General features: G+C 63.2%; 20 protein-coding genes and 1 pseudogene. 17 read left to right on the top strand and 4 right to left on the bottom strand.

From position 1 onward, the window contains the following. Positions 1–51: 51 nt before the first annotated feature. The 5 genes from EOB49_RS01885 to EOB49_RS01865 are packed head-to-tail and all read left to right on the top strand — an operon-like array spanning position 52 to position 3,125. The gene (locus EOB49_RS01885) at positions 52–852 is read left to right on the top strand and encodes a ComF family protein (protein WP_127379980.1); all 801 of its coding nucleotides are present in this window, start codon (positions 52–54) and stop codon (positions 850–852) included. 27 nt (positions 853–879) lie between these two features. Beyond that, positions 880–1,149 carry a glutaredoxin 3 gene (gene grxC / locus EOB49_RS01880; protein WP_127379979.1) on the top strand — a complete coding sequence of 90 codons (270 nt, stop codon included), beginning with the start codon at positions 880–882 and terminating at the stop codon, positions 1,147–1,149. 10 nt (positions 1,150–1,159) lie between these two features. Continuing rightward, positions 1,160–2,026 (top strand): carbon-nitrogen hydrolase family protein, encoded by an 867-nt coding sequence (locus EOB49_RS01875; protein ID WP_127331757.1) that lies wholly within the window; start codon positions 1,160–1,162, stop codon positions 2,024–2,026. After that, the gene (locus EOB49_RS01870; protein ID WP_023811158.1) at positions 2,023–2,448 is read left to right on the top strand and encodes a DUF1178 family protein; all 426 of its coding nucleotides are present in this window, start codon (positions 2,023–2,025) and stop codon (positions 2,446–2,448) included. Before EOB49_RS01875 ends, EOB49_RS01870 begins: the two co-directional genes overlap by 4 nt. Positions 2,449–2,462: 14 nt before the next feature. Then, positions 2,463–3,125 carry a hypothetical protein gene (locus tag EOB49_RS01865; protein ID WP_127322210.1) on the top strand — a complete coding sequence of 221 codons (663 nt, stop codon included), beginning with the start codon at positions 2,463–2,465 and terminating at the stop codon, positions 3,123–3,125. A gap of 90 nt (positions 3,126–3,215) precedes the next feature. On the opposite strand, the gene EOB49_RS01860 is transcribed toward EOB49_RS01865, so the two are convergent. Further along, positions 3,216–3,701, bottom strand: a complete 486-nt coding sequence (locus EOB49_RS01860) for a MarR family transcriptional regulator (protein WP_127322214.1) — start codon at positions 3,699–3,701, stop codon at positions 3,216–3,218. Positions 3,702–3,797: 96 nt separating this feature from the next. Between EOB49_RS01860 and EOB49_RS01855 the strand changes: the two genes are divergently transcribed. Next, positions 3,798–4,688, top strand: coding sequence for a DMT family transporter (locus tag EOB49_RS01855; RefSeq protein WP_127379978.1), 891 nt, complete (start codon positions 3,798–3,800; stop codon positions 4,686–4,688). 142 nt (positions 4,689–4,830) lie between these two features. After that, a pseudogene (locus EOB49_RS01850) lies at positions 4,831–5,348 on the top strand (flavin reductase family protein). 20 nt (positions 5,349–5,368) lie between these two features. Here the strand turns inward: EOB49_RS01850 and ubiG are convergent. Then, entirely contained in the window at positions 5,369–6,118 is a 750-nt protein-coding gene (gene ubiG, locus EOB49_RS01845) for a bifunctional 2-polyprenyl-6-hydroxyphenol methylase/3-demethylubiquinol 3-O-methyltransferase UbiG (protein WP_023811162.1), read from the bottom strand. Positions 6,119–6,404: 286 nt separating this feature from the next. Here ubiG and EOB49_RS01840 point away from each other — a divergent pair, with 286 nt between their 5' ends. Beyond that, positions 6,405–6,974: a putative glycolipid-binding domain-containing protein gene (locus EOB49_RS01840; protein WP_127379977.1), complete on the top strand. Its 570-nt coding sequence runs from the start codon at positions 6,405–6,407 to the stop codon at positions 6,972–6,974. 11 nt (positions 6,975–6,985) lie between these two features. Here the strand turns inward: EOB49_RS01840 and EOB49_RS01835 are convergent, their stop codons facing one another. Then, entirely contained in the window at positions 6,986–8,842 is a 1,857-nt protein-coding gene (locus tag EOB49_RS01835) for a CHASE3 domain-containing protein (RefSeq protein ID WP_127379976.1), read from the bottom strand. Positions 8,843–9,099: 257 nt separating this feature from the next. On the opposite strand from EOB49_RS01835, the gene EOB49_RS01830 reads away from it, so the two are divergent. From EOB49_RS01830 to EOB49_RS01790, 9 genes are all read left to right on the top strand, one after another. Next, entirely contained in the window at positions 9,100–10,353 is a 1,254-nt protein-coding gene (locus EOB49_RS01830) for an aspartate kinase (RefSeq protein ID WP_013529459.1), read from the top strand. Between the two features lie 83 nt (positions 10,354–10,436). Further along, positions 10,437–12,707 carry a phosphoenolpyruvate--protein phosphotransferase gene (gene ptsP / locus EOB49_RS01825; protein ID WP_027038177.1) on the top strand — a complete coding sequence of 757 codons (2,271 nt, stop codon included), beginning with the start codon at positions 10,437–10,439 and terminating at the stop codon, positions 12,705–12,707. Between the two features lie 10 nt (positions 12,708–12,717). Continuing rightward, on the top strand, positions 12,718–13,797 hold the full coding sequence (prfA, locus tag EOB49_RS01820; protein ID WP_127266723.1) for a peptide chain release factor 1: 1,080 nt from the start codon (positions 12,718–12,720) through the stop codon (positions 13,795–13,797). Beyond that, positions 13,790–14,662, top strand: coding sequence for a peptide chain release factor N(5)-glutamine methyltransferase (gene prmC / locus EOB49_RS01815; protein ID WP_127379975.1), 873 nt, complete (start codon positions 13,790–13,792; stop codon positions 14,660–14,662). The genes prfA and prmC overlap by 8 nt, the downstream gene beginning before the upstream one ends. A gap of 303 nt (positions 14,663–14,965) precedes the next feature. Beyond that, a complete protein-coding gene (locus EOB49_RS01810; RefSeq protein WP_127379974.1) occupies positions 14,966–15,913 on the top strand; it encodes a DUF4167 domain-containing protein in 948 nt (315 codons plus the stop codon). Positions 15,914–16,132: 219 nt separating this feature from the next. Beyond that, a complete protein-coding gene (gene clpB / locus EOB49_RS01805) occupies positions 16,133–18,739 on the top strand; it encodes an ATP-dependent chaperone ClpB (protein WP_127379973.1) in 2,607 nt (868 codons plus the stop codon). A 115-nt stretch (positions 18,740–18,854) separates the two neighbouring features. Next, a complete protein-coding gene (locus EOB49_RS01800) occupies positions 18,855–19,220 on the top strand; it encodes an MmcQ/YjbR family DNA-binding protein (RefSeq protein ID WP_127379972.1) in 366 nt (121 codons plus the stop codon). A gap of 148 nt (positions 19,221–19,368) precedes the next feature. Beyond that, the gene (locus EOB49_RS01795; protein ID WP_127380038.1) at positions 19,369–20,874 is read left to right on the top strand and encodes a L,D-transpeptidase family protein; all 1,506 of its coding nucleotides are present in this window, start codon (positions 19,369–19,371) and stop codon (positions 20,872–20,874) included. 221 nt (positions 20,875–21,095) lie between these two features. Then, entirely contained in the window at positions 21,096–22,655 is a 1,560-nt protein-coding gene (locus tag EOB49_RS01790; protein ID WP_127379971.1) for an MFS transporter, read from the top strand. 6 nt (positions 22,656–22,661) lie between these two features. Here EOB49_RS01790 and EOB49_RS01785 read toward each other — a convergent pair whose 3' ends face one another. Beyond that, a complete protein-coding gene (locus tag EOB49_RS01785) occupies positions 22,662–24,629 on the bottom strand; it encodes a M23 family metallopeptidase (RefSeq protein ID WP_164748944.1) in 1,968 nt (655 codons plus the stop codon). Positions 24,630–25,060 lie beyond the last annotated feature (431 nt).

Raw genomic sequence — 25,060 nt, 5'->3', positions numbered from 1 at the left:
GTTTGTCCACGCTCCGGGATCGTTGATATAGTGGCGCGCAGGAGCAACCACGTGGCCGATCCGATGCCCAAGATCAAGTCCATCGCGATCACGAACCTGGCCCGGTCGGTTGTCGGCTGGCCGGCGCGTATGCTGTTTCCGCCGGTCTGCGCCGGTTGCCGCCGGCATGTCTCGCAGCCAGGCGTGCTGTGCGGCGCCTGCTGGCCGAAGCTCAGGCTGCTGGAGCGGCCATGGTGCCCGGTCATGGGCACGCCGTTCACCCATCATATGGGCGAAGGCTTTCTGTCGGCCGAGGCGATTGCCGATCCGCCGCCTTTCGAGCGGGCGCGGGCGGCGGTCGCCTATTCCGGCGTTGCCCGCCAGATGGTGCAAGGGTTGAAATACCAGGATCGCACGGATCTGGCACCATGGATGGCGCGCTGGATGGTGCGTGCGGGTGCCGATCTCATCGCCGAGGCGGATGTGGTGGTGCCGGTGCCGCTGCACTGGCGGCGCTTTTTCAGGCGGCGCTTCAACCAATCGGCGGAACTGGCGAGGGCGGTCTCGGTGCTCAGCGAACTGCCCTTCGCCCCCTCGGCGGTGCGGCGCGTGAAACTCACCCGCCAGCAGGTCGGGCTGGAGCGCGGGGAACGCGAGGAAAATGTGCGGGCTGCCTTTCGGGTACCCGCCGAGGCGGAAATCGAGATCGCCGGCCGCAGGGTGCTTTTGATCGACGATGTCTACACCACCGGCGCCACGGTGCGTTCCGCCACCAAGGCGCTGAAAAGGGGAGGTGCGGCCGCCGTCGACGTGCTGACCTTTGCGCGTGTGTTGCCGGGGGACTTCCGGGCGGACGAGTCCGCGACTATATAAGTCGGCAACGAACAGCGGAAATTCGTCATGGCCGATGTCACGATCTATACCCGCATGATGTGCGGCTATTGCACGGCAGCCAAGCGGCTGCTCGAGCGCAAGGGCGTCGCCTTTACCGAGCACGATGCCTCCTTCTCGCCGGAACTGCGCCAGGAGATGATCTCCCGGGCGCATGGCCGCACGACCTTTCCGCAGATTTTCATCGGCGATACGCATATCGGCGGCTGTGACGACCTCCACGAGCTAGAAGCCGAAGGCCGGCTGGACAAACTGCTCGCCAACGGCGCGACGAATTGAGGGAATGACGATGGGTGTTTTCAAAGCCGCTGCGATCCAGATGCGCTCAGGTGAGAGTCCCGAGCGCAACGCCGTGGATCTCGAACGGCTGGTGCGCGAAGCAGCCAGCCTGGGTGCCACCTATATCCAGACGCCGGAAATGACCGGCGCGCTGATCCGCGACAGGCAAGCCCGCGCAGCCTCCTTCACCTCCGAGGACAAGGACATCGTCGTCGCGACCGCGCGCAGGCTGGCCAGGGAACTCGGCGTCTTCCTGCATATCGGCTCGACCGCCATTTTACGCGCCGACGGCAAGCTCGCCAACCGGGCGCTGCTGTTCGGGCCGGATGGTGCTGCGCTCGCCACCTACGACAAGATCCATATGTTCGACGTTGACCTCGACAATGGCGAATCCTGGCGTGAATCCGCCGCTTACGAACCGGGCACCGAGGCCGTCGTCACCGAGATCGAGGGTGCAAAGCTCGGCTTCGCCGTTTGCTACGATTTGCGCTTTCCGCAATTGTTCCGCGCCGAGGCGCTTGCCGGCGCCGACCTGCTTTCGGTACCGGCCGCCTTCACCCGCCAGACCGGCGAGGCGCACTGGCACGTGCTGCTCAGGGCCCGCGCCATCGAGAATGGCGCCTATGTCGTTGCCGCCGCGCAAGGCGGCCTGCATGAGGATGGCCGCGAGACCTACGGTCATTCGCTGATCGTCGATCCGTGGGGCCGTATCATCGCGGAAGCCGCGCATGACGAACCGGCGGTGATCGTCGCCGAGATCGACCCGGCGCAGTCGCTTGCCGCGCGCAAGAAGATCCCCAATCTCAGAAATGCACGGGATTTCGCCGTCAATGCCGGTTCGGGCGAGGCGCCGCGGCTCAGGGGTGCAGCCTCTTGATCCGCTTTGCCCTGATCTGCGAGCACGAGCACGAATTCGAAGGCTGGTTCCGCAGCAACGACGATTTCGACACCCAGAAGAAGCGCGGCTTTGTCGATTGCCCCACCTGCGGATCGCACAAGGTGCAGAAGGCGCTGATGGCGCCGGCTGTCTCCACGGCGCGCAAGCAGGAAACCATAGCGCTCGCCATGGGCGAGGCGCAGAAGCAGGCTTTGGCACAGCTCAAGGCGATGGCCGAGAAGGTGCGCGAGAATGCCGACTATGTCGGCGACAAGTTCGCCGAGGAAGCGCGAAAGATCCATTTCGGCGAGAGCGACCCGCGCGGCATCTATGGCGAGGCGACGCTGGACGAAGCCAAGAGCTTGGCCGAGGACGGCGTCGAGTTCATGCCGATCCCGGTGTTCCCGGACGATCGCAACTGAATTCCGAGGGAGCTTTGCGCGACCCAGAAGCGATTGAGCCGGAACGCAGCATAAGAGCCGTCGTTGGCCGATTAGCCCGCTGGGCCGCCGTGAAGCTTAGCGGTACCCGAACGGTCGACGGATTGCTCATCATAAGCGACAAGGGCACTGACAAGATCGTCGAGGCGCTTCAGCTTATTCGTGATTTTGATCCAGTGCGCTACAGACGGCTGCTTGGTGACGTAAGACAGGTATTCGTCACAACCCTTCCTGCTTCGGTCGCGCAATGGGCGAACTCCTCCAAGGCGTGCGAATTGGACGAGCGCCATATCATCAGCGAAGAGACGACGCCGGAATTGGTCGCTTCGATTATCGTCCATGAGGCCACCCACGCGCGGCTTATGCGATGCGGTATCGGCTACGAAGAGGCGTTGCGGGATCGCGTCGAGCAGGTCTGTCTGCGTCGAGAAATAGCCTTTGCGGCCAGATTGCCGACAGGAAAGGGCCGGGGCCAGCAAGCTGAAGCGACACTTGAGGCCATGCCGGACTTTTCCGACAAGGCGATGAGTGAGCGAAATCTCAGTGGTTTGCGAGATGCTCTGCTCTACCTCAACATGCCGACCCGGCTTGTCCACCTCACCGTATCATACCAGCGCTGGAAACACCGGCGCCGGTTCTCGCGGCAGCCTATGAACTGACCGGCTAGAGCATTTCACCGTTTCACGGAGAGGGGGCTCTAACTCTTTGTTTGACGCAATTCCAGGCGGAAAACTTTTCCTGGAGTTGCTCTAGCCCACACTCCCGATCAATTTCTCAAGCAGCCGAGAGAGCGTCTCCTGTTCCGCCGGCGTCAAGCCCGAGAGAACCTCGTGTTCGTTGGCCACGTGGGCGGTAACGGCTTCATCGATCAAGGCCAGGCCCTTGTCGGTCAGCCGCACGACAATGCCGCGCCTATCGTTGGGATGCGGCCCGCGCAGGATCAATCCGGACGTTTCGAGCCGGTCTAGCCTGTTGGTCATGGCGCCGGACGTCACCATCGTCGCCTCGTAGAGAGCGGTCGGCGTCAGCGCGTAGGGAGAGCCTGAACGGCGCAGCGTTGCCAGCACGTCAAATTCCCCGGACTGCAATCCATAACGGGCAAACAACGGCGCCAGGCGCTCGCGGGCGATCAGCGAGGAGGCCTCGTTCAGCCGCCCGAGCACACCCATTGGCGAGACATCCAGATCGGGCCGCTCCCGCTTCCATTGCTCGATCGCTCTTGCTGCCCTGTCCAATTGTCTCACCATCATATATCTTGACGTTAAGAATCTTTCCATTATCTTATCTTAACATGCAATGCCGGCCAAGGGCCGCGCTACAGGATTCGGTCAATGAAACGTCTTTGGGATTCGGCGCTCGGCCTGCTGGTCGTCACCGGCGGCCTGCTCGGCCTGACGCTGCCATTCGGCAAGCTCGCCACGGCTGCCGGCGTGCCGGCCATGGTCTGGGCCTTCGTCATCTCGCTCGGCGCCGGCGGCGTCTTGCTGTGCGTGCTCCTGGCTCGCGGCCAGCGGGTCCGGCTCACCGCGCACAAATTCCGCTATTTCTTCGTCACCGCCGCGGTGTCCTATGCCGTCCCCAACCTCCTGATGTTCTCGGCCATCCCGCATCTGGGCGCCGGCTACACCGGCATCATGTTCACCCTGTCGCCTGTCATCACACTGGTGTTCTCGATCCTGTTGCGTGTCCGGCGCCCCAACATGCTGGGCATTGTCGGCATCGCCGTCGGCTTCGTCGGCGCCGTCATGGTCGCGGTGACGCGCGGCGAGGCCGGCCAGCCGGCCGATTTGTTCTGGGTGGTGATGGGTTTGCTCATCCCGGTCAGCCTTGCCGTCGGCAACATCTATCGTACGGTCGACTGGCCGGACGGCACCGGCCCGATCGAGCTTGCCGTCGGCAGCCATCTGGCGTCGGCGGCGATGCTGCTTGCCGGCATTCTCCTCCTGTTCGGCGGCGAGGCTTTCGCGCCACTCGGCGGCGTGCCGCTGGTGGTCATCGCGCAGGTCGCGTCGGCGTCGGCTATGTTCGCCTTCTTCTTCAGGCTGCAAGCGGTTGGCGGCCCGGTCTATCTCAGCCAGATCGGTTATGTCGCGGCGGCCGTCGGCCTGTTTGCCGGAACCATCTTCCTCGGCGAGCACTATCAGCTGCTGACCTGGGCAGGCGCGCTCATCATCACCGCCGGCGTGTTCATCACCACCAGGGCACAAAGCCAGAAGGCGTGAGCGGTCGCAGGGGATCCGAATCACCTTCGCGCCTGGAGCCGATTTCACCTGAATTTGTATCCAGATCTGCTTTATCTTCCTGTTTGAGCGTGATCTTTTCCGAGGACCGTTCCCTTTTTGGAATCGTGCTCTGGAGCAAGCCATGAACGAACCGAAGACATCAGAGGCGACTGCTGTCGATGTAGCTGATTTTCGCGCCGCGATGCGGCTGATCGTCGGCAATGTCAGCGTCATCACCGCTGGCACCGGCGAGGATCGCTCCGGCCTGGTGGTCATTTCGGTCGTCTCGCTGTCGGCCGAGCCGCCCAAGGTGATCGCCTGCGTCAACAGGTCGTCGTCGACCTGGCCGGTGATCGAACGCTACCGGCATTTCGGCGTCAATTCGCTTGGCCCCCAGCATCAGCGCGTGGCCGAGCGGTTGTCCGGCTTTGGCGGCATCAAGGGAAGGACCGCTATGAGGGCGCCGAATGGATGACGCTCAAGACCGGAGCTTTACTGCTTTCGGACGCGGTGGCCGCGTTCGACTGCAGCCTCGACGAGATGATCGATCGCGGCACGCATTCCATCGTCATCGGCTCGGTCGAGGCCGTGCGCACCCACGATGCCGGCCAGGCGCTGATCTACTGGCGCGGCGGCTACAGGCCGCTGAAATCTGAATAAGGCCAGAATTCAGAATAAGATCAGACCGAGCCTTTTTCCGCCAGGACCATGTAGTTGACGTCCATGTCCTTCGACCGCGCCCAGCGGTCGGCCAGCGGGTTGTAGGTGACGCCGGTGCGGTCGATGATGGTCAGGCCGGCGCCGCCCAGCGCCTTTTCGAGTTCTTCCGGGCGCACCAGCTTGCCGAACTGGTGGGTGCCGCGCGGTAGCCAGCGCAGTACATATTCGGCGCCGATGATGGCTAAGCCCAGCGCCTTCAGGGTGCGGTTGATGGTGGCCACGAACATGATGCCGCCGGGCCGCACCATCTCGCCGCATTTGGCGACGAACAGGTCGATGTCGGCGACATGCTCGACCACTTCCATGTTGAGGATGACGTCGAATTTCTCGCCGGCGTCGGCAAGGTCCTCGGCCGTCGTGGCGCGATAGTCGACGCTGACATTGCCCTCGGCGGCGTGCAGCTTGGCCACTTCGATGTTGGTTTCGGAGGCATCCGCGCCCACGACTTCGGCGCCAAGCCGCGCCATCGGCTCGCACAGAAGTCCGCCGCCACAGCCGATGTCGAGGATGCGCAGGCCCTCGAAAGGCCTTGCAGCGCGTGGGTCACGGCCGAAGCGCGTCGCTATCTGGTCGCGGATATAGGCCAACCGGACCGGATTGAATTTGTGCAGGGGACGGAACTTGCCGTTCGGGTTCCACCATTCGGCGGCAAGGGCGGAAAAGCGTTCCACTTCTCCGGCATCGATTGTCGATCGTCGGGGCTCTGGCATGGGTTGGTCTCCTCGACACTACAGCGCCGCACGTCCTCTTGGACGCGCAAAGGACGCTGTAGCACTTTAGATTCTGCGCATGATCCTTTCCGAAATCGACTTCGATTTCGGGGTCGTGCGCTAGGAAGTCGGGCGTGAGGCCGCGAATGTCAAGGCAACAATTTTCCTCTGCCGGCAGGGACCCGGATTCTGTCAGGGCATGTCAGCTGAAGCGCGCCGCGGTGAAACACAATTGGCCTGGCGGGCGAAGGAATACATCATCGTTTTGAATTCGAAGGAGGTGACGATGACAGCAATGACGGCTTCGATCCTCTGGCATCGGCTGGACGTGGAGGGGCATGATGCCTGTCTGCTTTCGCAGAACGATGGCGGGCACAGCCTCAAGGGACAAGCCATCTTCATCCAGGACGGCAAGCCGTGCTGCCTCGCCTACGAGGTGAATTGCGATGCCGGCTGGCACACACGGGCGGCGCTTATCGAAGGCTTTCTCGGCACGCGCCAGCTGCACTATGCGATCGAACGCGATTCCAACGGCCAGTGGATGCTGAACGGCGAAGTCCAGCAGGGTGTCGACGGCCTTGTCGATGTCGATCTTGGCTTCACACCGGCATCGAACCTGTTGGCGATCCGCCGGTTCGACCTAGGCATCGGCGAGGCGGCGCCTGCTCCGGCCGCCTACCTGACTTTCCCTGAACTGAGCCTGGTGCGCCTCGATCAGAGCTATCGGCGTCTCGACACCGTTCGCTACGCCTATGCCGCGCCGGTGTTCGGCTATGACGAGACGCTCAACGTCTCGCCGCACGGCTTCGTTGTCGATTATCCCGGCCTGTGGAGAAGTGCGGCTGCGTCAGGCTGAAGCGATTGTGATCAATCCGCTGCGACCTGCGTCGTGCCGAGCACGTCACGCAGTTTCGCCGCCAGTTGCTCGATGGTGAAGGGCTTGGCGAGGAAATGCACTTCGTGGTCGAGCACGCCGTTGTGGACCACCGCGTTCCTGGTGAAGCCGGTGGTGAAGATCACCTTCAGCAGCGGCATGCGGGCAACGGCCTCTTCCGCCAGCTTGCGGCCGTTCATGACGGGCATGACGATGTCGGTGAACAGCAGGGCGACGTTCGGGTTCTCCGCCAGTTTCTGCAACGCTTCCTCGCCGCTCGCTGCATGAATGACGGTGTATCCGAGTTCGCGTATGGCCTCAGTCGTGGAGACCCGCACGCGGGCATCATCCTCAACGACAAGGATCGTTTCGGTGACCGGTGCGGCGGTGTTGTCGCCTCGCCCCGTGGTCACGGCCGGCTCTTCGGCGCCGAAATACCGCGGCAAGTAGATCTTGATCGTCGTGCCTTCGCCGGGTTCGGAATAGATGTTGACATGCCCACCCGACTGTTTGACGAAGCCGAACACCTGGCTCAACCCCAGGCCGGTGCCCTTGTTGACCGCCTTGGTGGTGAAGAAGGGTTCGAAGGCCTTGGCGATGACATCGGGGGTCATGCCCGAACCGGTATCGCTGACGGCGATCATCACATACTGGCCGGCCGCGACTTCGGCATGGGCGGCGGCGTAGCTGTCGTCGAGATGGCTGTTGGCGGTCTCGATGGTCAGCTTGCCATCATCGCCCATGGCGTCGCGGGCGTTGACGGCCAGGTTGAGAACGGCGTTCTCGATCTGGCTCGGGTCGGCATGGGTTTTCCACAAGTCTCCCGCCAGCACCGTTTCGATGCGGATGGTTTCGCCGAGTGCCCGCCGGATCAGGTCGGACATCCCGGTCAGCAGGCGGTTGGCGTCGACGATCTGCGGCGCCAGCGGCTGCTGACGCGAGAAGGCGAGCAGCCGGGCCGTCAGATTGGCGGCGCGGGTCGCGGCATCGATCGCCGCGTCGATGAATTGTGCGATGTCGTGCTCGCCGCGCGCCAGCTTGCGCTGGGCGAGGTTCATGGCGCTGATGATCACCGCCAGCATGTTGTTGAAGTCGTGGGCGATGCCGCCTGTAAGCTGGCCGACCGCCTCCATCTTGTGCATCTGGCGGATTTGGGATTCGGCCTTTTCGCGAGTCTCGATCTCCTTACCGAGGGCGACGTTCTTGCGCACCAACTCATCCTGGGCGACGGCCACCTCACGGAAGCGGCGGCGCGATTCCCTGATCGCGTAGCCGGCAAGCAGGAAGATCGCCAGCAGCGCCGTCAGCGAACCGATGCGTAGCCAGGCCTCGACCTGGTCGGTATGCGCGTCGCGCGCGGCGACGGCTGCGGCACTGATGCGTCGGACCGTATCCATGCTGGTCCGGATTTCGTCCATGACGGCCTTGCCCTGGCCGCTGCGAACCAGATCCAGGGCATTCGTCGCATTGCCCTGGTCGTACAGGGCAATCGTCTCGGCCAGTTCAGCCTGCTTTTGCGAAAGCGCGTCCTTGATATGGTTGATCGGCTGGACGAGCTGGTCGTCGGGGGCGGTCAAGCTGTCGATGCGGGCAAGTTGGCCCGGAATGGCGCGGACAGAGCTCCGATAGGGTTCGAGATAGGATTTCTCGCCGGTCAGCAGGTAGCCACGCTGGCCGTTCTCGGCTTCCTGTGCCAGAGAAAGCAGACCCGAAAGCAATTGCTGATATTCGATTGCCTCGCGCGCGGCGGCGCGGTTGGCCCGCTGTTCCTCGACCAGCATGGCGCGGCTGCCGACAATCAGCGCCAGCACGGCGAAGCCGGCGACAAGCGGGAGCGATTGCCATCGCATGGCACGTCGAAGACGAGCAATCATCATCTGTTATGCCGAACCAAAAGAATTCCCCGCAGGCTGCATTTCGTAGGCGGCGGCGGGGCGGAAGGCAATATGCCGAGTTCTGGCGCCGCAATCGGCCGCCAGCCTTGCGAAACCTTCATCATTTGGCTAAGGAGGCCGCGCATTCAGCGGCCGGCGTCAGCCGGCCTTCCGCTTTTCGGGATTCCGGCTTTTGGCCGGGATCCGGCTTTAGGCAAAGGCATTTCGCTCCCATGGCGCGCATCGTGATGAAATTCGGCGGAACCTCGGTCGCCGACATCGCCCGCATCCGCAACGTGGCGCGTCACGTCAAACGCGAGGTCGACGCCGGCCATGAGGTGGCGGTGGTCGTTTCGGCGATGGCCGGGAAAACCAATGAACTGGTCGGCTGGACGCGTGAGGCCTCGCCGATGCATGACGCACGCGAATATGACGCGGTCGTCGCTTCCGGCGAGCAGGTCACGGCCGGCCTTCTGGCCATCACCTTGCAGAACATGGGCGTGCATGCCCGCTCCTGGCAGGGCTGGCAGATCCCGATCAAGACCGACAATGCGCATGGAGCGGCGCGCATCCTCGACATCGACGGCGCGTTCCTGATCAAGCGCTTCGGCGAGGGCCAGGTGGCGGTGATCGCCGGGTTCCAGGGCATTGGCCCGGACAATCGTATCGCCACGCTCGGCCGCGGCGGCTCCGATACCAGTGCTGTCGCCATAGCCGCGGCGGTCAAGGCTGATCGCTGCGACATCTATACCGACGTCGACGGGGTCTACACCACCGATCCGCGCATCGAGCCCAAGGCGCGGCGGCTGGCCAAGATATCGTTCGAGGAAATGCTTGAAATGGCTTCGCTCGGCGCCAAGGTTCTGCAGGTGCGTTCGGTCGAGCTTGCCATGGTGCACAGGGTGCGTACCTTCGTGCGGTCGTCCTTCGACGATCCCGACGCGCCCGGAATGGGGGATTTGCTCAATCCGCCCGGAACGCTCATTTGCGACGAGGAAGAGATCGTGGAACAGCAGGTCGTCACCGGAATTGCCTACGCCAAGGATGAAGCGCAGATTTCGCTGCGCCGGGTCGGCGACCGGCCGGGCGTTGCCGCCGGCATCTTCGGGCCGCTGGCCGAGGCCAACATCAATGTCGACATGATCGTCCAGAACATTTCCGAGGACGGCAAGTTCACCGACATGACCTTCACCGTGCCGTCGGGCGATGTCGACAAGGCGCTGGCCGTGCTTGAACGCCTCAAGGCTTCGATCGGCTACGATGTCGTGCAGTCGGAAGCCGGCATGTCGAAGGTTTCGGTCATCGGCATCGGCATGAGGAGCCATGCCGGCGTCGCCGCCACCGCTTTCAAGGCGCTGGCCGACAAATCGATCAACATCCGCGCCATCACGACCTCCGAGATCAAGATTTCGATCCTGATCGACGGTCCGTATACGGAACTTGCGGTTCGTACTTTGCATTCCGTCTACGGTCTGGATAAGCAGTAGCGAGAACGATTTGAGTTGTTGCGTGTGCGCCGGTCGCGGTGGAAACTGCGGCGGGCAGAATGCCCATTGGAGAAGAAGCCGCGATGCGTGATCAGGCCAGTGGCCCGCGCGTTTTGCTCAAACGGCTCCGCGAGCTCATGCAGGAGCCGCTGGAGCCGCAGGAGCGGCTTGACCGGATTGTGCGCGACATCGCCTCCAACATGGTCGCGGAAGTCTGCTCGCTCTATGTGCTGCGCGCCGATTCGGTGCTCGAACTCTACGCCACCGAAGGTCTGAACCCGAACGCCGTCCATTTGGCGCAGTTGCGGCTGGGCCAAGGCCTGGTCGGCACGATCGCCGCCAGCGCGCGGCCGCTCAACCTGTCCAATGCGCAGGAACACCCTGCCTTTGCCTATCTGCCGGAGACCGGGGAAGAGATCTACAACTCGTTCCTCGGCGTGCCGGTGCTGCGGGCAGGGCGCACGCTGGGCGTGCTGGTGGTGCAGAACAAAACCATGCGCCACTACCGCGACGACGAGGTCGAGGCGCTGGAAACCACGGCGATGGTGATCGCCGAGATGATCGCCACCGGCGATCTGGCGCGGCTGACCCGGCCCGGCCTCGAACTCGATCTGCGCCGCCCTGTCAGCTTCACCGGCCTGTCCTTCAATGAGGGCGTCGGGCTTGGCCATGTCGTGCTGCACGAGCCGCGCATCGTGGTCACCAATCTGTTCAACGAAGACAGCGAGGAAGAGGTCCGCCGGCTCGAGACCTCACTCAGCTCGCTCAGGCTGTCCATCGACGACATGCTGGAGCGCCGCGACGTCGCCTTCGAAGGCGAGCATCGCCAGGTGCTGGAAGCCTATCGCATGTTCGCCAACGATCGCGGCTGGGTGCGGCGGCTGGAAGAGGCCATCCGCAACGGCCTGACGGCCGAAGCGGCGGTGGAAAAGGTGCAGAGCGACATGCGCGCCCGCATGCTGCACATGACCGATCCCTATCTGCGCGAGCGGATGAGCGATTTCGACGACCTCGCCAACCGCCTGCTGCGCCAGCTGATGGGGCGCGGGCCGGAAGATGTCGCCGCATCCTTGCCGAAGGACGCCATCATCGTTGCCCGTTCGATGGGGGCCGCCGAGCTGCTCGACTATCCCAGGGACAAGATGCGCGGGCTGGTGCTCGAGGATGGTGCCGCGACCAGCCACGTCGTCATTGTCGCGCGCGCCATGGGCATTCCCGTCGCCGGACAGATGAAGGGCGCCGTCTCCATGGCGGAAAACGGCGACGCCATCATCGTCGACGGCGAAGAGGGCGTGATCCATTTGCGGCCGCAGCCCGATCTCGAAGCCGCCTATGCCGAAAAGGTGCGTTTCAGGGCGCGCCGGCAAGAGGTCTACCGCGAACTGCGCAAGAAGCCGTCGACGACCAGGGACGGTGTCCAGGTCGACCTGTTGATGAATGCCGGTCTCGCCGTCGACCTGCCGCAGCTTGCCGAAGCGGGTGCGGCCGGTATCGGCCTGTTCCGCACCGAACTTCAATTCATGGTCGCCTCGACATTTCCTCGGGCCGAAGCCCAGGAAAAGCTGTACCGCGACGTGCTCGAAGCGGCGCGCGGCAAGCCGGTCACTTTCCGCACCATCGACATTGGCGGCGACAAGGTGCTGCCCTATTTCAAGGGTGCGATCCAGGAAGAGAACCCGGCGCTTGGCTGGCGGGCGATTCGCCTGACGCTTGACCGGCCGGGGTTGTTGCGCACCCAGATCCGCGCTTTGCTCAAGGCCAGCGGCGGCCGCGAATTGAAGCTGATGCTGCCGATGGTGACCGAGCTGGGCGAGATCGCCCAGGCACGCGAGATCATCGATCGCGAGGTGCGGCATTTGTCGCGCTTTGCCCATCATTTGCCGACCAGCCTGAAGCTGGGCGCGATGTTGGAAGTTCCGTCGCTATTGTTCCAGCTCGATGAATTGATGAAGGCGGTCGATTTCGTCTCTGTCGGTTCGAACGACCTGTTCCAGTTCGTCATGGCCGTCGACCGTGGCAACACGCAATTGGCAAACCGCTTCGACACGCTGTCGGCGCCGTTCCTGCGTGTGCTCAAGCAGATCGCCGATGCCGGCGTCCGCAACAATACGCCGGTGACGCTGTGCGGCGAACTCGCCGGCAAGCCGATCTCGGCGATGGCGCTGATCGGCCTCGGTTTCCGTTCGATCTCGATGTCGCCGGCCTCGATCGGTCCGGTCAAGGCGATGCTGACGGAACTGCCGCTGGACGAGTTGAAGGCGTTTTTCGACGACAATCTGATGGCTCCGGCACAGGGCTTGCCGATGCGGGCGCTGCTGCAGGCCTTTGCCGACGACCGTTCGATCCCATTGTAGCAGCCTCATCATGGTCAATTTGCCCCGCGATCGTATGGATCAAGTCGTCAAGCGTTTCGAGATGCTCGAAGCGCAGATGTCGGCTGGTCCGGCGCCGGATGCCTATGTGCGCATGGCGTCCGAATATGCCGAAATCCAGGATATGGTGGCCAAGGTCAGGGCACTGCGCCTGGCCGAGCGTGAACAGGCCGATCTGGAAGCCATGCTTGCCGACAAGGGCACCGATGCCGAGATGCGGGCGCTCGCCGAGGCCGAGCTGCCGGAGATCGAGGAGCGCATCGAGGCGTTGCAGAAGGATATCCAGATCCTGCTGTTGCCCAGGGATGCCGCCGACGACAAGAACGCCATTCTCGAAATCCGCGCCGGCACCGGCGGTGACGAGGCCGCGCTGTTCGCCGGCGACCTGTTTCGCATGTATGAGCGCTACGCCGCCGAACGCGGCTGGCGTTTCGAAACCGCCTCGGCCAGCGATGGCGACGCCGGCGGCTTCAAGGAAATCATCGCCACCGTGTCGGGCAAAGGCGTCTTTGCGCATCTGAAATTCGAATCCGGCGTGCACCGCGTGCAGCGTGTGCCGGCAACGGAGGCCAGCGGGCGCATTCACACCTCGGCCGCAACCGTCGCGGTGCTGCCCGAAGCCGAAGAGGTCGACATCGACATCAGGGCCGAAGACATCCGCATCGACACGATGCGCGCCTCGGGTTCGGGCGGCCAGCACGTCAACACCACCGATTCGGCCGTCCGCATCACCCATCTGCCGACTGGCATCATGGTCGTGCAGGCGGAGAAATCGCAGCATCAGAACCGCGCCAAGGCCATGCAGATCCTGCGTGCCCGGCTCTATGATCTGGAGCGCGGCAAGGCCGACGAGGAGCGTTCCGAATCGCGCAAGTCGCAGGTCGGTTCCGGTGACCGCTCGGAGCGCATCCGAACCTATAATTTCCCGCAAGGCCGCGTCACCGACCATCGCATCAATTTGACGCTCTACAAGCTCGACCGGGTGATGATGGGCGAACTCGACGAGATCATCAACGCGCTGATTGCCGATCACCAGTCGAAATTGCTCGCCGACATCGGCATCGATGACTGACCTGCCCGACGCACTCGGCCCGCTGCTGCGGGAAGCGCGGGCCCGGCTTGGCACCACTGTCGACGACCCGGCGCTCGATGCGAGGCTGATCGTCGAGCATTTTTCGGGCACTACGCGCACGCAAGCCATTGCGGACCCCGAACGCAGGCTCGGCGCCGGCGTTGTTGCCGAAATCGATGCCGCCTTGAGACGCCGCGCTGGCGGCGAACCGGTGCATCGCATCCTCGGCTATCGTGAATTCTACGGTTTGCGCCTGTCGCTGTCGCCGGAAACGCTGGAGCCGCGGCCGGATACCGAAACGCTGGTCGAGGCGATATTGCCCTTCGTCAAGGCAGTTGCGGCGCGGGAAGGCAGGTGCCGCATCCTCGATCTTGGCACCGGCACCGGCGCCATTGCGCTGGCGCTGCTCAGCGTCGTACCGACGGCTAGCGCCACCGGCGTCGATCTGTCCGCAGGTGCGCTGGCGACGGCGGCCAGTAATGCCGGGAAACTGGGTCTTGCAGACCGGTTCACGGCGCTGCAGTCGGACTGGTTCGAAAAAGTTTTCGGCCGGTACCATGTAATCGCCGCAAACCCTCCCTATATAACCACCGAAGACATTGGAAATCTGCAGGACGAAGTCCGCAATTTCGACCCGCGCCTGGCCCTGGATGGCGGCGCGGACGGTCTGAACCCCTACAGAACCATCGCTGCGGAAGCGGCAAGGTTTTTGGAAACTGAAGGCAGGATTGCGGTCGAGATCGGCCATACGCAACGCAACGAGGTCTGCGAGATATTCGCTGCAGCCGGCTACGTGTCGGGCGGTGCTTTTCGTGACCTCGGCGGAAACGACAGGGTTATTGTCTTTGAAAGGATAAAGCCTTGACGCAGTGCAAAAAAGCGCTTGGCAATGCCGGGGAATGCGGCTAGGGTCGCCTTAACCGGATGAGACGAAGCAGGCAGTGCTCTTAGCGATTCGGTTTTCCTTGGAAATAGCTGCCTTCTTGCGCAAACGATGCCCAAGCTTCGTGCGGGAATCGTCCGGCAAGTGATGTAACCGGAACAGGATGGCACGTGGCGCCAACGCAATCGATGCGGGCGAACGCCGGTGAAGAGACGAAACGGCTGGCTGCATGAGCGCCTCCGTTCGTGAAGAGTTTTTCGAAAATTTCAAAATGAAGAGAGTTTGATGAGGCCACAACAGCAGAACAGGCGCATGCGCGGTCGCAATAATAATGGCGGCGGCGGTGGTAACAATAACAACAACAATAACAACAACAACCGCAAGGGGCCTAATCCCCTGACGCGCAACTACGAGAGCAATGGCCCGGATGTGAAGATCCGCGGTTCGGCTCAGCAGATCGCCGAAAAGTACGCCACCCTTGCCCGCGATTCTCACAGCTCCGGCGACCGGGTCATGGCGGAGAACTATCTCCAGCACGCCGAGCACTACAATCGCATCATCGCGGCCGCACAGGCGCAGATGCCGATCCAGAACGCGCAGCAGAATCGTGATGATTTCGACGATGACGGCGACGAGGACCGCGACGATTTCGACAATGGCGGCAACAACAGCAACACTGTTTCCGATGCCCAGATCCCGGTGATCAACCATGGCGCGGGCCCGCAGCCGGTCATCGAAGGGACGCCGGCCGAGGTTGCGCTCAACCGGGAAGGTGGCCGTGAGGCCCGTGATAATAATGGCGGGCGCAACAATGGTGGCCGCGACAACAATGGCGGGCGCCATCGCGATCGTCGCCCCAATGGCGGTTATGGCCAGAACGGCCAGCGCGACTTTGGTTCGTCTGTGGAGCAAGGTGGTCAACCGCAGGGCAACGAGGCTCCGAGCGAGGCCGAAGCCGCCGCGCCGACCGAATCCGTTGCTGCGGCCGAACCGGCTCCGTCGTTCGAGAATCTTTCGCCGGCAGGCCTTGCGGCCCAGGCCGAACTCAACGAGGCGGCCGCCGAAAGCGGTGCTGCCCGTCGTCCGAGGCGGCCGCGCCGCCCGCGCGTCAACGCCGATCAGGTTGATGGCGGTAGTGACAATGCCAATTCCGTGGCCAACGCCGGCGAGGCGGCTGCGGCCCCGGTCGACAGCGGCAACGCCCAACCGGTCAATGTCGATATCGACAACTGATCGAACGGCATTTCAAGGCATTGAACGGCGGAGAGAAATCTCCGCCTTTTTCGTTTGCGCGGCCGTGCAATATTATGAAGTTGCCGATATCGAGACGTCTTGAGGGTTCGGAGCTTGTGCACCATATCAGCCTCAACTGGACCCGGCTCGAATGGGAGGGTCCGTCACCGCAATCGGATCCGGTGCCGCAAAGCGGGCCGGTGATGGAAGGAGACAGATATGAACCTTGAGAAATACTCAGAGCGCGTGCGCGGTTTTATCCAGTCCGCGCAGACTATGGCGCTTTCCCGCAACCATCAGCAATTCACCCCTGAGCATATCCTGAAAGTGCTCGTCGACGACGATGAGGGCCTGGCCGCGTCGCTGATCGAACGCGCCGGCGGCAACGTTCGCGACGTCAAGCTTGGCGTCGAGACGGCGCTCGAAGCGATGCCCAAGGTCGAGGGCGGCAATGGCCAGCTCTATCTGGCCCAGCCGCTGGCAAAAGCGTTTTCGACCGCCGAGGAACTGGCCAAGAAAGCCGGCGACAGCTTTGTCACGGTGGAGCGGCTCTTGCAGGCGCTGGCCATGGAGAAGTCGGCCAAGACCGCCGACATACTGGCCAAGGCCGGCGTCACCCCGCAGGCGCTCAACCAGGTCATCAATGACGTCCGCAAGGGCCGCACCGCCGATTCGGCGAGTGCCGAACAGGGCTACGACGCGCTGAAGAAATACGCGCGCGACCTGACCGCGGATGCCCGTGCCGGCAAGCTGGACCCCGTGATCGGCCGTGACGACGAGATCCGCCGCACCATTCAGGTGCTGTCGCGCCGCACCAAGAACAATCCGGTGCTGATCGGCGAACCGGGCGTCGGCAAGACGGCGATCGCCGAAGGCCTGGCGCTGCGCATCGTCAATGGCGACGTGCCGGAATCGCTGAAGGACAAGCAATTGATGGCGCTCGACATGGGCGCGCTGATTGCCGGCGCCAAATATCGCGGCGAGTTCGAGGAGCGGCTGAAGGCCGTGCTCTCCGAAGTCACTTCGGCCAGCGGCAACATCATCCTGTTCATCGATGAGATGCACACGCTGGTCGGTGCCGGCAAGGCGGATGGCGCCATGGATGCGTCGAACCTTCTGAAGCCGGCGCTGGCGCGCGGCGAGCTGCACTGCGTCGGCGCCACCACGCTCGATGAGTATCGCAAGCATGTCGAGAAGGATGCAGCGCTTGCCCGCCGCTTCCAGCCGGTGTTTGTCGACGAGCCGACGGTGGAAGACACCGTCTCGATCCTGCGCGGCCTGAAGGAAAAATACGAGCAGCACCACAAGGTGCGCATTTCGGATTCGGCGCTGGTGGCGGCGGCGACGCTGTCCAACCGCTACATCGCCGATCGCTTCCTGCCGGACAAGGCGATCGATCTGGTCGACGAAGCCGCATCGCGGCTGCGCATGCAGGTCGATTCCAAGCCCGAGGCGCTGGACGAGATCGATCGCCGCATCATGCAGCTCAAGATCGAACGCGAGGCGCTCAAGGTCGAGACGGACGACGCCTCGAAGGATCGGCTTGCCCGCCTGGAAAAGGAACTCGTCGGCCTCGAGGAGGAATCGACCGAGATCACCGCCAAATGGCAGGCCGAGAAGCAGAAGCTCGGGCTGGCCGCCGATCTGAAGAAGCAGCTTGACGAGGCGCGCAACGAGCTCGCCATTGCGCAGCGCAAGGGTGAATTCCAGCGCGCCGGCGAGCTTGCCTATGGCAAGATCCCGGAACTGGAAAAGAAGCTGAAGGAGGCCGAAACCCAGGACGGCAAGGCCGGCATGGTCGAAGAGGTGGTCACGCCGGATCACGTGGCCCATATCGTCTCGCGCTGGACCGGCATTCCGGTCGACAAGATGCTGCAGGGCGAGCGCGACAAGCTGCTGCGCATGGAAGACGAGATCGGCAAGCGTGTCGTCGGCCAGGGCGAGGCGGTGCAGGCTGTTTCCAAAGCGGTGCGGCGCGCTCGCGCGGGCCTGCAGGACCCGAACCGGCCGATCGGCTCGTTCATGTTCCTCGGGCCGACGGGCGTCGGCAAGACCGAACTGACCAAGGCGCTGGCAAGCTTCCTGTTCGACGACGAGGGCGCGATGGTGCGCATCGACATGTCGGAGTTCATGGAAAAGCACTCGGTCGCCCGGCTGATCGGCGCACCTCCCGGCTATGTCGGCTATGAGGAAGGCGGCGCGTTGACCGAAGCGGTGCGGCGCCGGCCCTATCAGGTCGTGCTGTTCGACGAAATCGAGAAGGCGCATCCCGATGTGTTCAACGTGCTGTTGCAGGTGCTCGATGACGGCCGCCTGACCGACGGGCAGGGCCGCACAATGGACTTCCGCAACACGCTGATCATCATGACGTCGAACCTGGGCGCCGAATATCTCGTCAATCTCACCGAGGATCAGGACGTCGATCTGGTTCGCGACGAGGTGATGGGTGTCGTCAGGGCGTCGTTCCGGCCGGAGTTCCTCAATCGCGTCGACGAGGTGATCCTGTTCCACCGGCTGCGCCGGCAGGATATGGGCCGCATCGTCGAGATCCAGCTCAAGCGGCTGGAGAGCCTGCTTGTCGACCGCAAGATCACGCTGTCGCTGGACCAGGAGGCGGTCGACTGGCTAGCGGCCAAGGGCTACGATCCGGCCTATGGCGCGCGGCCGCTGAAGCGGGTGATCCAGAAGGAATTGCAGGACCCGCTGGCGGAGAAGATCCTGCTCGGCGACATCCTCGACGGCTCGACCGTCAAGGTGACAGCCGGTTCCGACCGGCTGAACTTCCGCTCGAAGCCGGCGATCGTCGCGGCGGAAGTGGCAGCCTGATCCTACGCCGCGCGTCCTTCCCGGACGCGCGGCGTTTTAGGTCTTTGTCATATGCATGTCGTTTTCCCAAAACCGGGGCCACTTTTGGGCGACGTGCGCAAAAAAAGGGGGCGGGATGACGCTGGACGACTACAACGGCTTCTGCGCCTCGCTGCCCGCGACGAACCACGTTGTCCAATGGGGCGGCGCCCATGTCTGGAAGGTCGGAAACAAGGTCTTCGCGGTTGGCGGCTGGGATCAGGGCCAGCAGCTCTTCGTCACCTTCAAATGTTCCGATATCGCCTATGATGTGCTCAAGGAGCAGCCGGGCCTGCGGCCCGCGCCCTATCTTGCCTCGCGCGGCATGACATGGATCCAGCGTCGGACAAGCCAGAGCATGGATGATGCTGCGCTGAAGGACTATCTGCGCGAGAGCCATCGCCTTGTAGCCCTGAAACTGACCAGACAGGCGCGCAAGGAATTGGGACTTGCCGCAAGCTAGTCTATATTCCTCGAGGCGCTGGAAAACCGCCATCTTCATGCCCGGTTCATGTTGGAACCATATGGTGGGTAACTGGTTTGCTGACGAGGGGCTTCGCCAGAGAACAATGCCGGGCGGCGGCAATTACGGACCGGAGAGTTTCGCCACTATGCTGCGTACGATCTTCACCCTTTCGGTACTTGCCGGCGGGCTTTTGTCTGCCAATGCAATCGCAGCCCCGACGCAGGACAGCGCACCACCGATTGTCCGTGCCGCCGATACCGGTGGCATCCTTATCGCCCAGGACGGCAATCTCGACATCTACTACGACGCCAGGGGCAACCGCGTGATCGTCGATGCCGATACCGGCAAGGTCATCGCCATCCAGCCGCCGCAGACCCGGCTCGACCGCCGCGCCTTGCGCCGCGAGACACGACTGCGCGAACTGGGCCGCGCCCCCGACGGCGACGACCGCTACTATCTCGACGATCCGGAAGACATGGCGCGGTTCCGCCGCCAGCAGTTGGAAGAGGAAGGCCGCGTTATCCCGCCGCCGGCGGACGAGTACGATCCCTATGGGGACAATGCCGTCGAAGCCTATCCGCCGGCACCGCAGGACGATGGCAGCTACGATGACAATTATCCCGACGCGCCGCAGCCGGCAAAGCCGGGTACTATCAAGCGCCAGCCGCTGAACGAGGCCTCGATAGACCCTGCCCAGCCGGCGACGTCAGCCGATCAGGCAGCACTGCCGCCAAAGGCTGAGGGCAAGACCACTGTTGCCCCGGCACTTTCGCTGGGAGCGCGCCAGGATGTCGCCGCCCTTCAGGTGCTGCTCGACCGGGGTGGCGCTTCGCCTGGCGTCATCGACGGGCGTTTCGGTTCGAATGTCGACAAGGCGCTCGCCGCCTACAACCAGATCACCGGCGCCAATCTGCGATCGACCGACGCGGTCGCCATCCAGGCGGCACTTGCGCAATCCGGCGGCGATGCCTTCGCCAACTACACGATCACAGCGGAGGATGCGGCCGGTCCCTATGTCGCGTCGATCCCGGAAGACTACAGCCAGAAGGCGCAACTCGATCGCATGGGTTATACGTCGGTGACCGAGGCGCTCGCAGAGCGCTTCCACATGGATGAGAATTATCTCAAAGCGCTCAACCCGGACGTCGATTTCAATCGTCCCGGCACGACCATCAAGGTCGCCAATTTCGGCAAACTGGTTTCGACGCCGGTGGCCCGCATCGTCGCCGACAAGGACAAGAAAGAGGTTTTCGCCTATGATGCCGGCGGCGGACTGGTCGCGGCCTATCCCGCAACCATCGGCTCATCGGACACGCCGTCACCGTCCGGCATTCACACGGTGTCGCGCGTCGCGCTCGATCCGAACTACACCTACAATCCCAGCATCAATTTCAAGCAGGGCCAGAACGACAAGGTCCTGACCATTCCGCCTGGGCCGAACGGTCCCGTCGGCTCGGTCTGGATCGCCCTGGACAAGCCGACCTATGGCATCCACGGCACGCCGGATCCGTCGAAGATCGGCAAGACCGAAAGCCATGGCTGCGTACGCCTGACCAACTGGGATGCGCGGGAGTTGGCCAAGCTGGTTTCGCCGGGTGTCACGGTGGAGTTTGTCGGCGGACCTTCAGCCGATAACCTTGCGCAGCAGTGAACTGTGACGTGCGGCGCCATAGACCAGCTGCATGATCAGGATGAAGCCGAGCTCTCAAGTGGTCGCCTCATCGAGATCCCCGCCGGCTGCACGTAACCGGGCTGGCATGACTGTGCCATTTGCACCCTGACAGGGTGCAACCCTGGCCAAACGGCTGGTTTCAATGACTGCAAGCCACTGGCCGGTTGTTGCCGATGCGCTAGGGGTTTAAGCAAGGTTTCATGCATTCACCGAGCAAAGCTGCCGCGGTCCCGCTGACCAGCCCGGTCACGCATGGAACGTTTTGTCCGCAGTCGCAGCGGCGATTTGTGCTGATCGCGGCAATTCTGGCCTCGGCGCTTGGCTTCATAGACGGCTCGATCCTGGCCATCGCCACACCGGCGATTCGCGTCAACCTCGGCGCCAGCCTTGCCGAGGCGCAGTGGATTTCCAATGCCTATGCATTGACGCTGTCGGCGCTGATCCTGGCCGGGGGTGCCGCCGGCGACCGATTCGGTCTGCGCCGCGCCTTCGTGTCCGGCATTGCGCTGTTCATCGTCGCTTCGCTGGCCTGTGCGCTGGCGCCGAATGCCATTGTGCTGATCGCATTTCGCGCGTTGCAGGGCATCGGTGCGGCAATCATGGTGCCCGGCAGCCTCGCCATCATCGCCAAGGCCTACCCGAAGAAAGAACGCGGTCGCGCGATTGGGATCTGGGCGGCGGCTTCAGCGCTGACCACGGCACTTGGCCCGGTGTTCGGCGGTTTCGTGCTGTCGGCCTTCGGCGACGGGATCTGGCGGGCGATCTTCGCCATCAACCTGCCGCTGGGCTTGATCTCGATCTGGCTTCTGCTGGCCAAGGTTCCTGCCGATACGCCGACGGAGAAACGCAGCCTGGATCTCGGTGGTGCAGCGCTCGCGACATTGGCCTTCGGCGCGCTTGCCTATGGGCTGACCTCGATGAGCGCCAGCGGCGAGGGCCTCATGGCAGGGCCGAGCATTGCCGCAGGCGTCGTACTGCTGGCTGTCTTCATCGTTTTCGAGCTTCGGCAGCGCGAGCCGATGATCGACCTCAACCTGTTTCGCTTCGGTGCTTTCGCCGGCGCCAATGTGGCGACATTCTTCCTCTATTTTGCGCTATCGGCCAACCTTTTCTATCTGCCGATGCTGCTGATCGCCGGCTGGGATCTGAGCACGGCCGAGGTCGGCTTCATCTTCCTGCCCTTGTCGGCATTGATCGCGCTTTTGTCGGGACCGGTCGGCAAGCTGTCGGACCGGATCGGACCCCGTTTTCCGATCGCCTGCGGCAGCTTGGTCGTGGCTTTCGCGTTTGCCGGGCTGGCCTTGCTCACCTACGCCGGTATCCACAATTTCTGGATCGGAATATTCCCGCTAATGGGGCTGATGGGGCTCGGCATGGCTCTGGTCGTGTCGCCTTTGTCGACCGCGATCATGACGGCGGTGGAAGACAAGGACACGGGGGCCGCCTCCGGCATCAACAATGCCGTCTCACGCATCGGCGGTCTGATCGCGGTGGCGGCGATGGGCTCGCTTGCCGCATGGGTTTACGCGAATGCGCTGGACGCGAGCGCAACGTCCGCCATCCCAGGATTTGGTGAACCGGCGCCAGCCGGGCTTGCGCCGGCCATCGATGCGGCGAGGCTCGCCGCCAGCGATGCCGCTTTTGCCGCGGTTTCTTCGGTGACCGCGCTGCTTTGCCTGACTGCGGCTGTCATCGCCTGGACGACCATTCCCGGTGAGCGATTGCCATGGCCGCGACAGGCCGAAGATCGGCAAGGCTGAAGCGGGTCAACCGTCGATCTTGGCGCTCGCAACCTTCAGCGAATCGCTGTCTTCCTGCTTCAGCAGTTCGTCGATGCGCTCGCGCTCGCGCTTGAAGGCGACGAGGTCATCGCCCTTCAGCACCTTGCCGACCGGCAGGCGGACACGCATCGGATCAACCTTGGTGCCGTTGACGATCAGCTCGTAGTGAAGATGCGGGCCGGTGGCGAGGCCGGTCTGGCCGAGGAAGCCGATGGTCTGGCCCTGGCGGACGTGCACGCCCGGTTCGATGCCTTTGGCAAAGGCGCTCTGGTGATTGTATGATGTCTCATAGCCATTGGCATGGCGGATGATGATCTGCTTGCCGTAGCCGCCGGCCCAGCCGACCTTCTCGACCGTGCCGTTGCCGGCGGCGATGATCGGCGTGCCGATCGGCGCGGACCAATCGACGCCGGTGTGCATGCGGACATAGCCGAGGATCGGATGCCTGCGGGCGCCGAAACCGGAGCGGAATTTCCCGGCGGGCAGGGGATTGCGCAACAGGAACTGCTCGGCGCTCGAGCCGTCCTCATCAAAATAATCGGTGCCGCCGTCCTGCATCTGGAAGCGGTAGAAGTTGCGGGTCTGGCCGCCGAACGTCGCCGAGACGTAAAGAAGCTCGGAGCTGTCCGAGGTCTGGTCGTCACCGTCGGGCTGCGAGAACAGGACTTCGATGCGGTCGGCGGGGCTGAGGCGGGATTGGAAGTCTACGTCGGACGCCAGCAACTTGATCAACCGCTGCGTCATCGCCTTGGACATGCCGTAGGAATAGGCGGCGCGGTAGATGCCGTCATAGACGTTGGGCAGGTTGCCGCGCACCACCACGGGCGCCGACGAATCATCGAAGGCCGTCAGCAATTCGGGGTTCGGATCGGGTTCCTGCGCCGGCACATACTGGCCGCGATCGTTGAGCGCGATGGTGACGATGTGCTGGGTCCGGTCATAGACGCTGGTGCGCACGACCTTGGCGGCATCGCCGTGAACCTCGAGGCCGACACGCAGCACGGTTCCAGCTTTGAGCGCTGTTGCGTTGAGCAACTTGGCGATAGCTTCGGCCATTCCGGTGGCATCTTCACCCGTGTAGCCCGAATTGGCAAAAGCCTCGGTGACGTCGAGATCCTTGGTGAAGGGGATGATTTCCTCGGCGAAAGCCGGCGCCTGGTCGTCAACAGTGGCACGGGGCGCCACCGAGACATTTTCCGGCACGATCTTGACGTCGTAGGAGCCCGCCATGCTCTCGGCAAAAGCTTCGCCGAATCGCTGCGGGTCGACATAGTGCAGTGAAGCGACCTGCACGGCGCCGTCGCTGAGGTCGGTGCCGGCTTCGCGCACCACTTTTTCCACCTCGTCGGCAGAGAGGTCGCTCTTTTCGTCGAAGGAAGCTGTTTCGATCGGAAAATCGACGGTCTTCAGGCTCATCTCGCTTTCGACCTTGGCGCCGTAGATCTGGCCGGAAGCGGCAGAGGCCGTCGCCGGCTGGGCATTGTCGTCGCTGTCGTCGCCGAACACCTGCATCGGGTCGAAGGGTGGGTAGGCGCGGCTGGTGGTGTGGCCGGCGGCAAGGGCCATCTTGATCTGGACGAAAGGCATGGTGTGGATGACGTCGCGGTCGCCGACCTTGGTGACCATCGACACTTCCATGCGGCGGCGGTCCTTGGCCTTTGCGATCTGACGCGGCGCCACCAGCCTGGTGGTCTTGGCGACTTCGCCGGAATCCCCGTTGCCGGCAAGGCTGATCAACTCGGCGATCTCGGGTGGGGTGGCCAGTTGCTGGCGGCCGTCAAGGGCGGCGAACAGCGCCACGCCCATCAGCACGCTCGAGGTGACGCCAGTGAGAAATGTTCCCGACAGCCAGCGTGCAGAAACCTCGCGCCGGTCGGGCGGGCCGCTGCGGCCATCCGCGATAAGCGGCGGCTCGTTGCCGAGTTCGGCTATGACATCTTCCGTGTCTGGCATCCAGAAAGGCTGCTTCTTCCCCGGGCGGAACGGCTTGTCGCTTTTGTTGTGGCCGTGACATTTGCCTGTCATGGCAGGTGAAGTCAACGAAGCGCCAGGCTCCGAACGAATTGCCCCCAAGCACTTCTCTTATAGAGCGCTCTGCCAGGCGGGGCGGTGTACCTTCTCTGCAAGGCCCATCGCACACTCCTATATAGAGGGCTCGTAAGACAGGCGCTGCTCCGTCGGCGGCGCCCACTTTCGTTGGCTTTGGTGTCGAACGGCAATGCGGCGGCAATAGGGCTCCTTCCCTGCCGTCCAATCGGTATTGCCAGCGTTCCCCTGGGGCAGTCGGCTATCGGCAGATCGGGTCCGAAATTTCTGTCGCAAAAACTTCAAAAACATTGTCGATGTGTGTTGACAGTTGTCGTTGGTGGCGACTATATACGCCT

The organism is Mesorhizobium sp. M7A.F.Ca.MR.148.00.0.0, assembly GCF_003997735.1.
Classification (GTDB): domain Bacteria; phylum Pseudomonadota; class Alphaproteobacteria; order Rhizobiales; family Rhizobiaceae; genus Mesorhizobium.
Note: the sequence above shows the minus strand (reverse complement) of the source record. Positions and strands in the feature narration are given on the sequence as shown.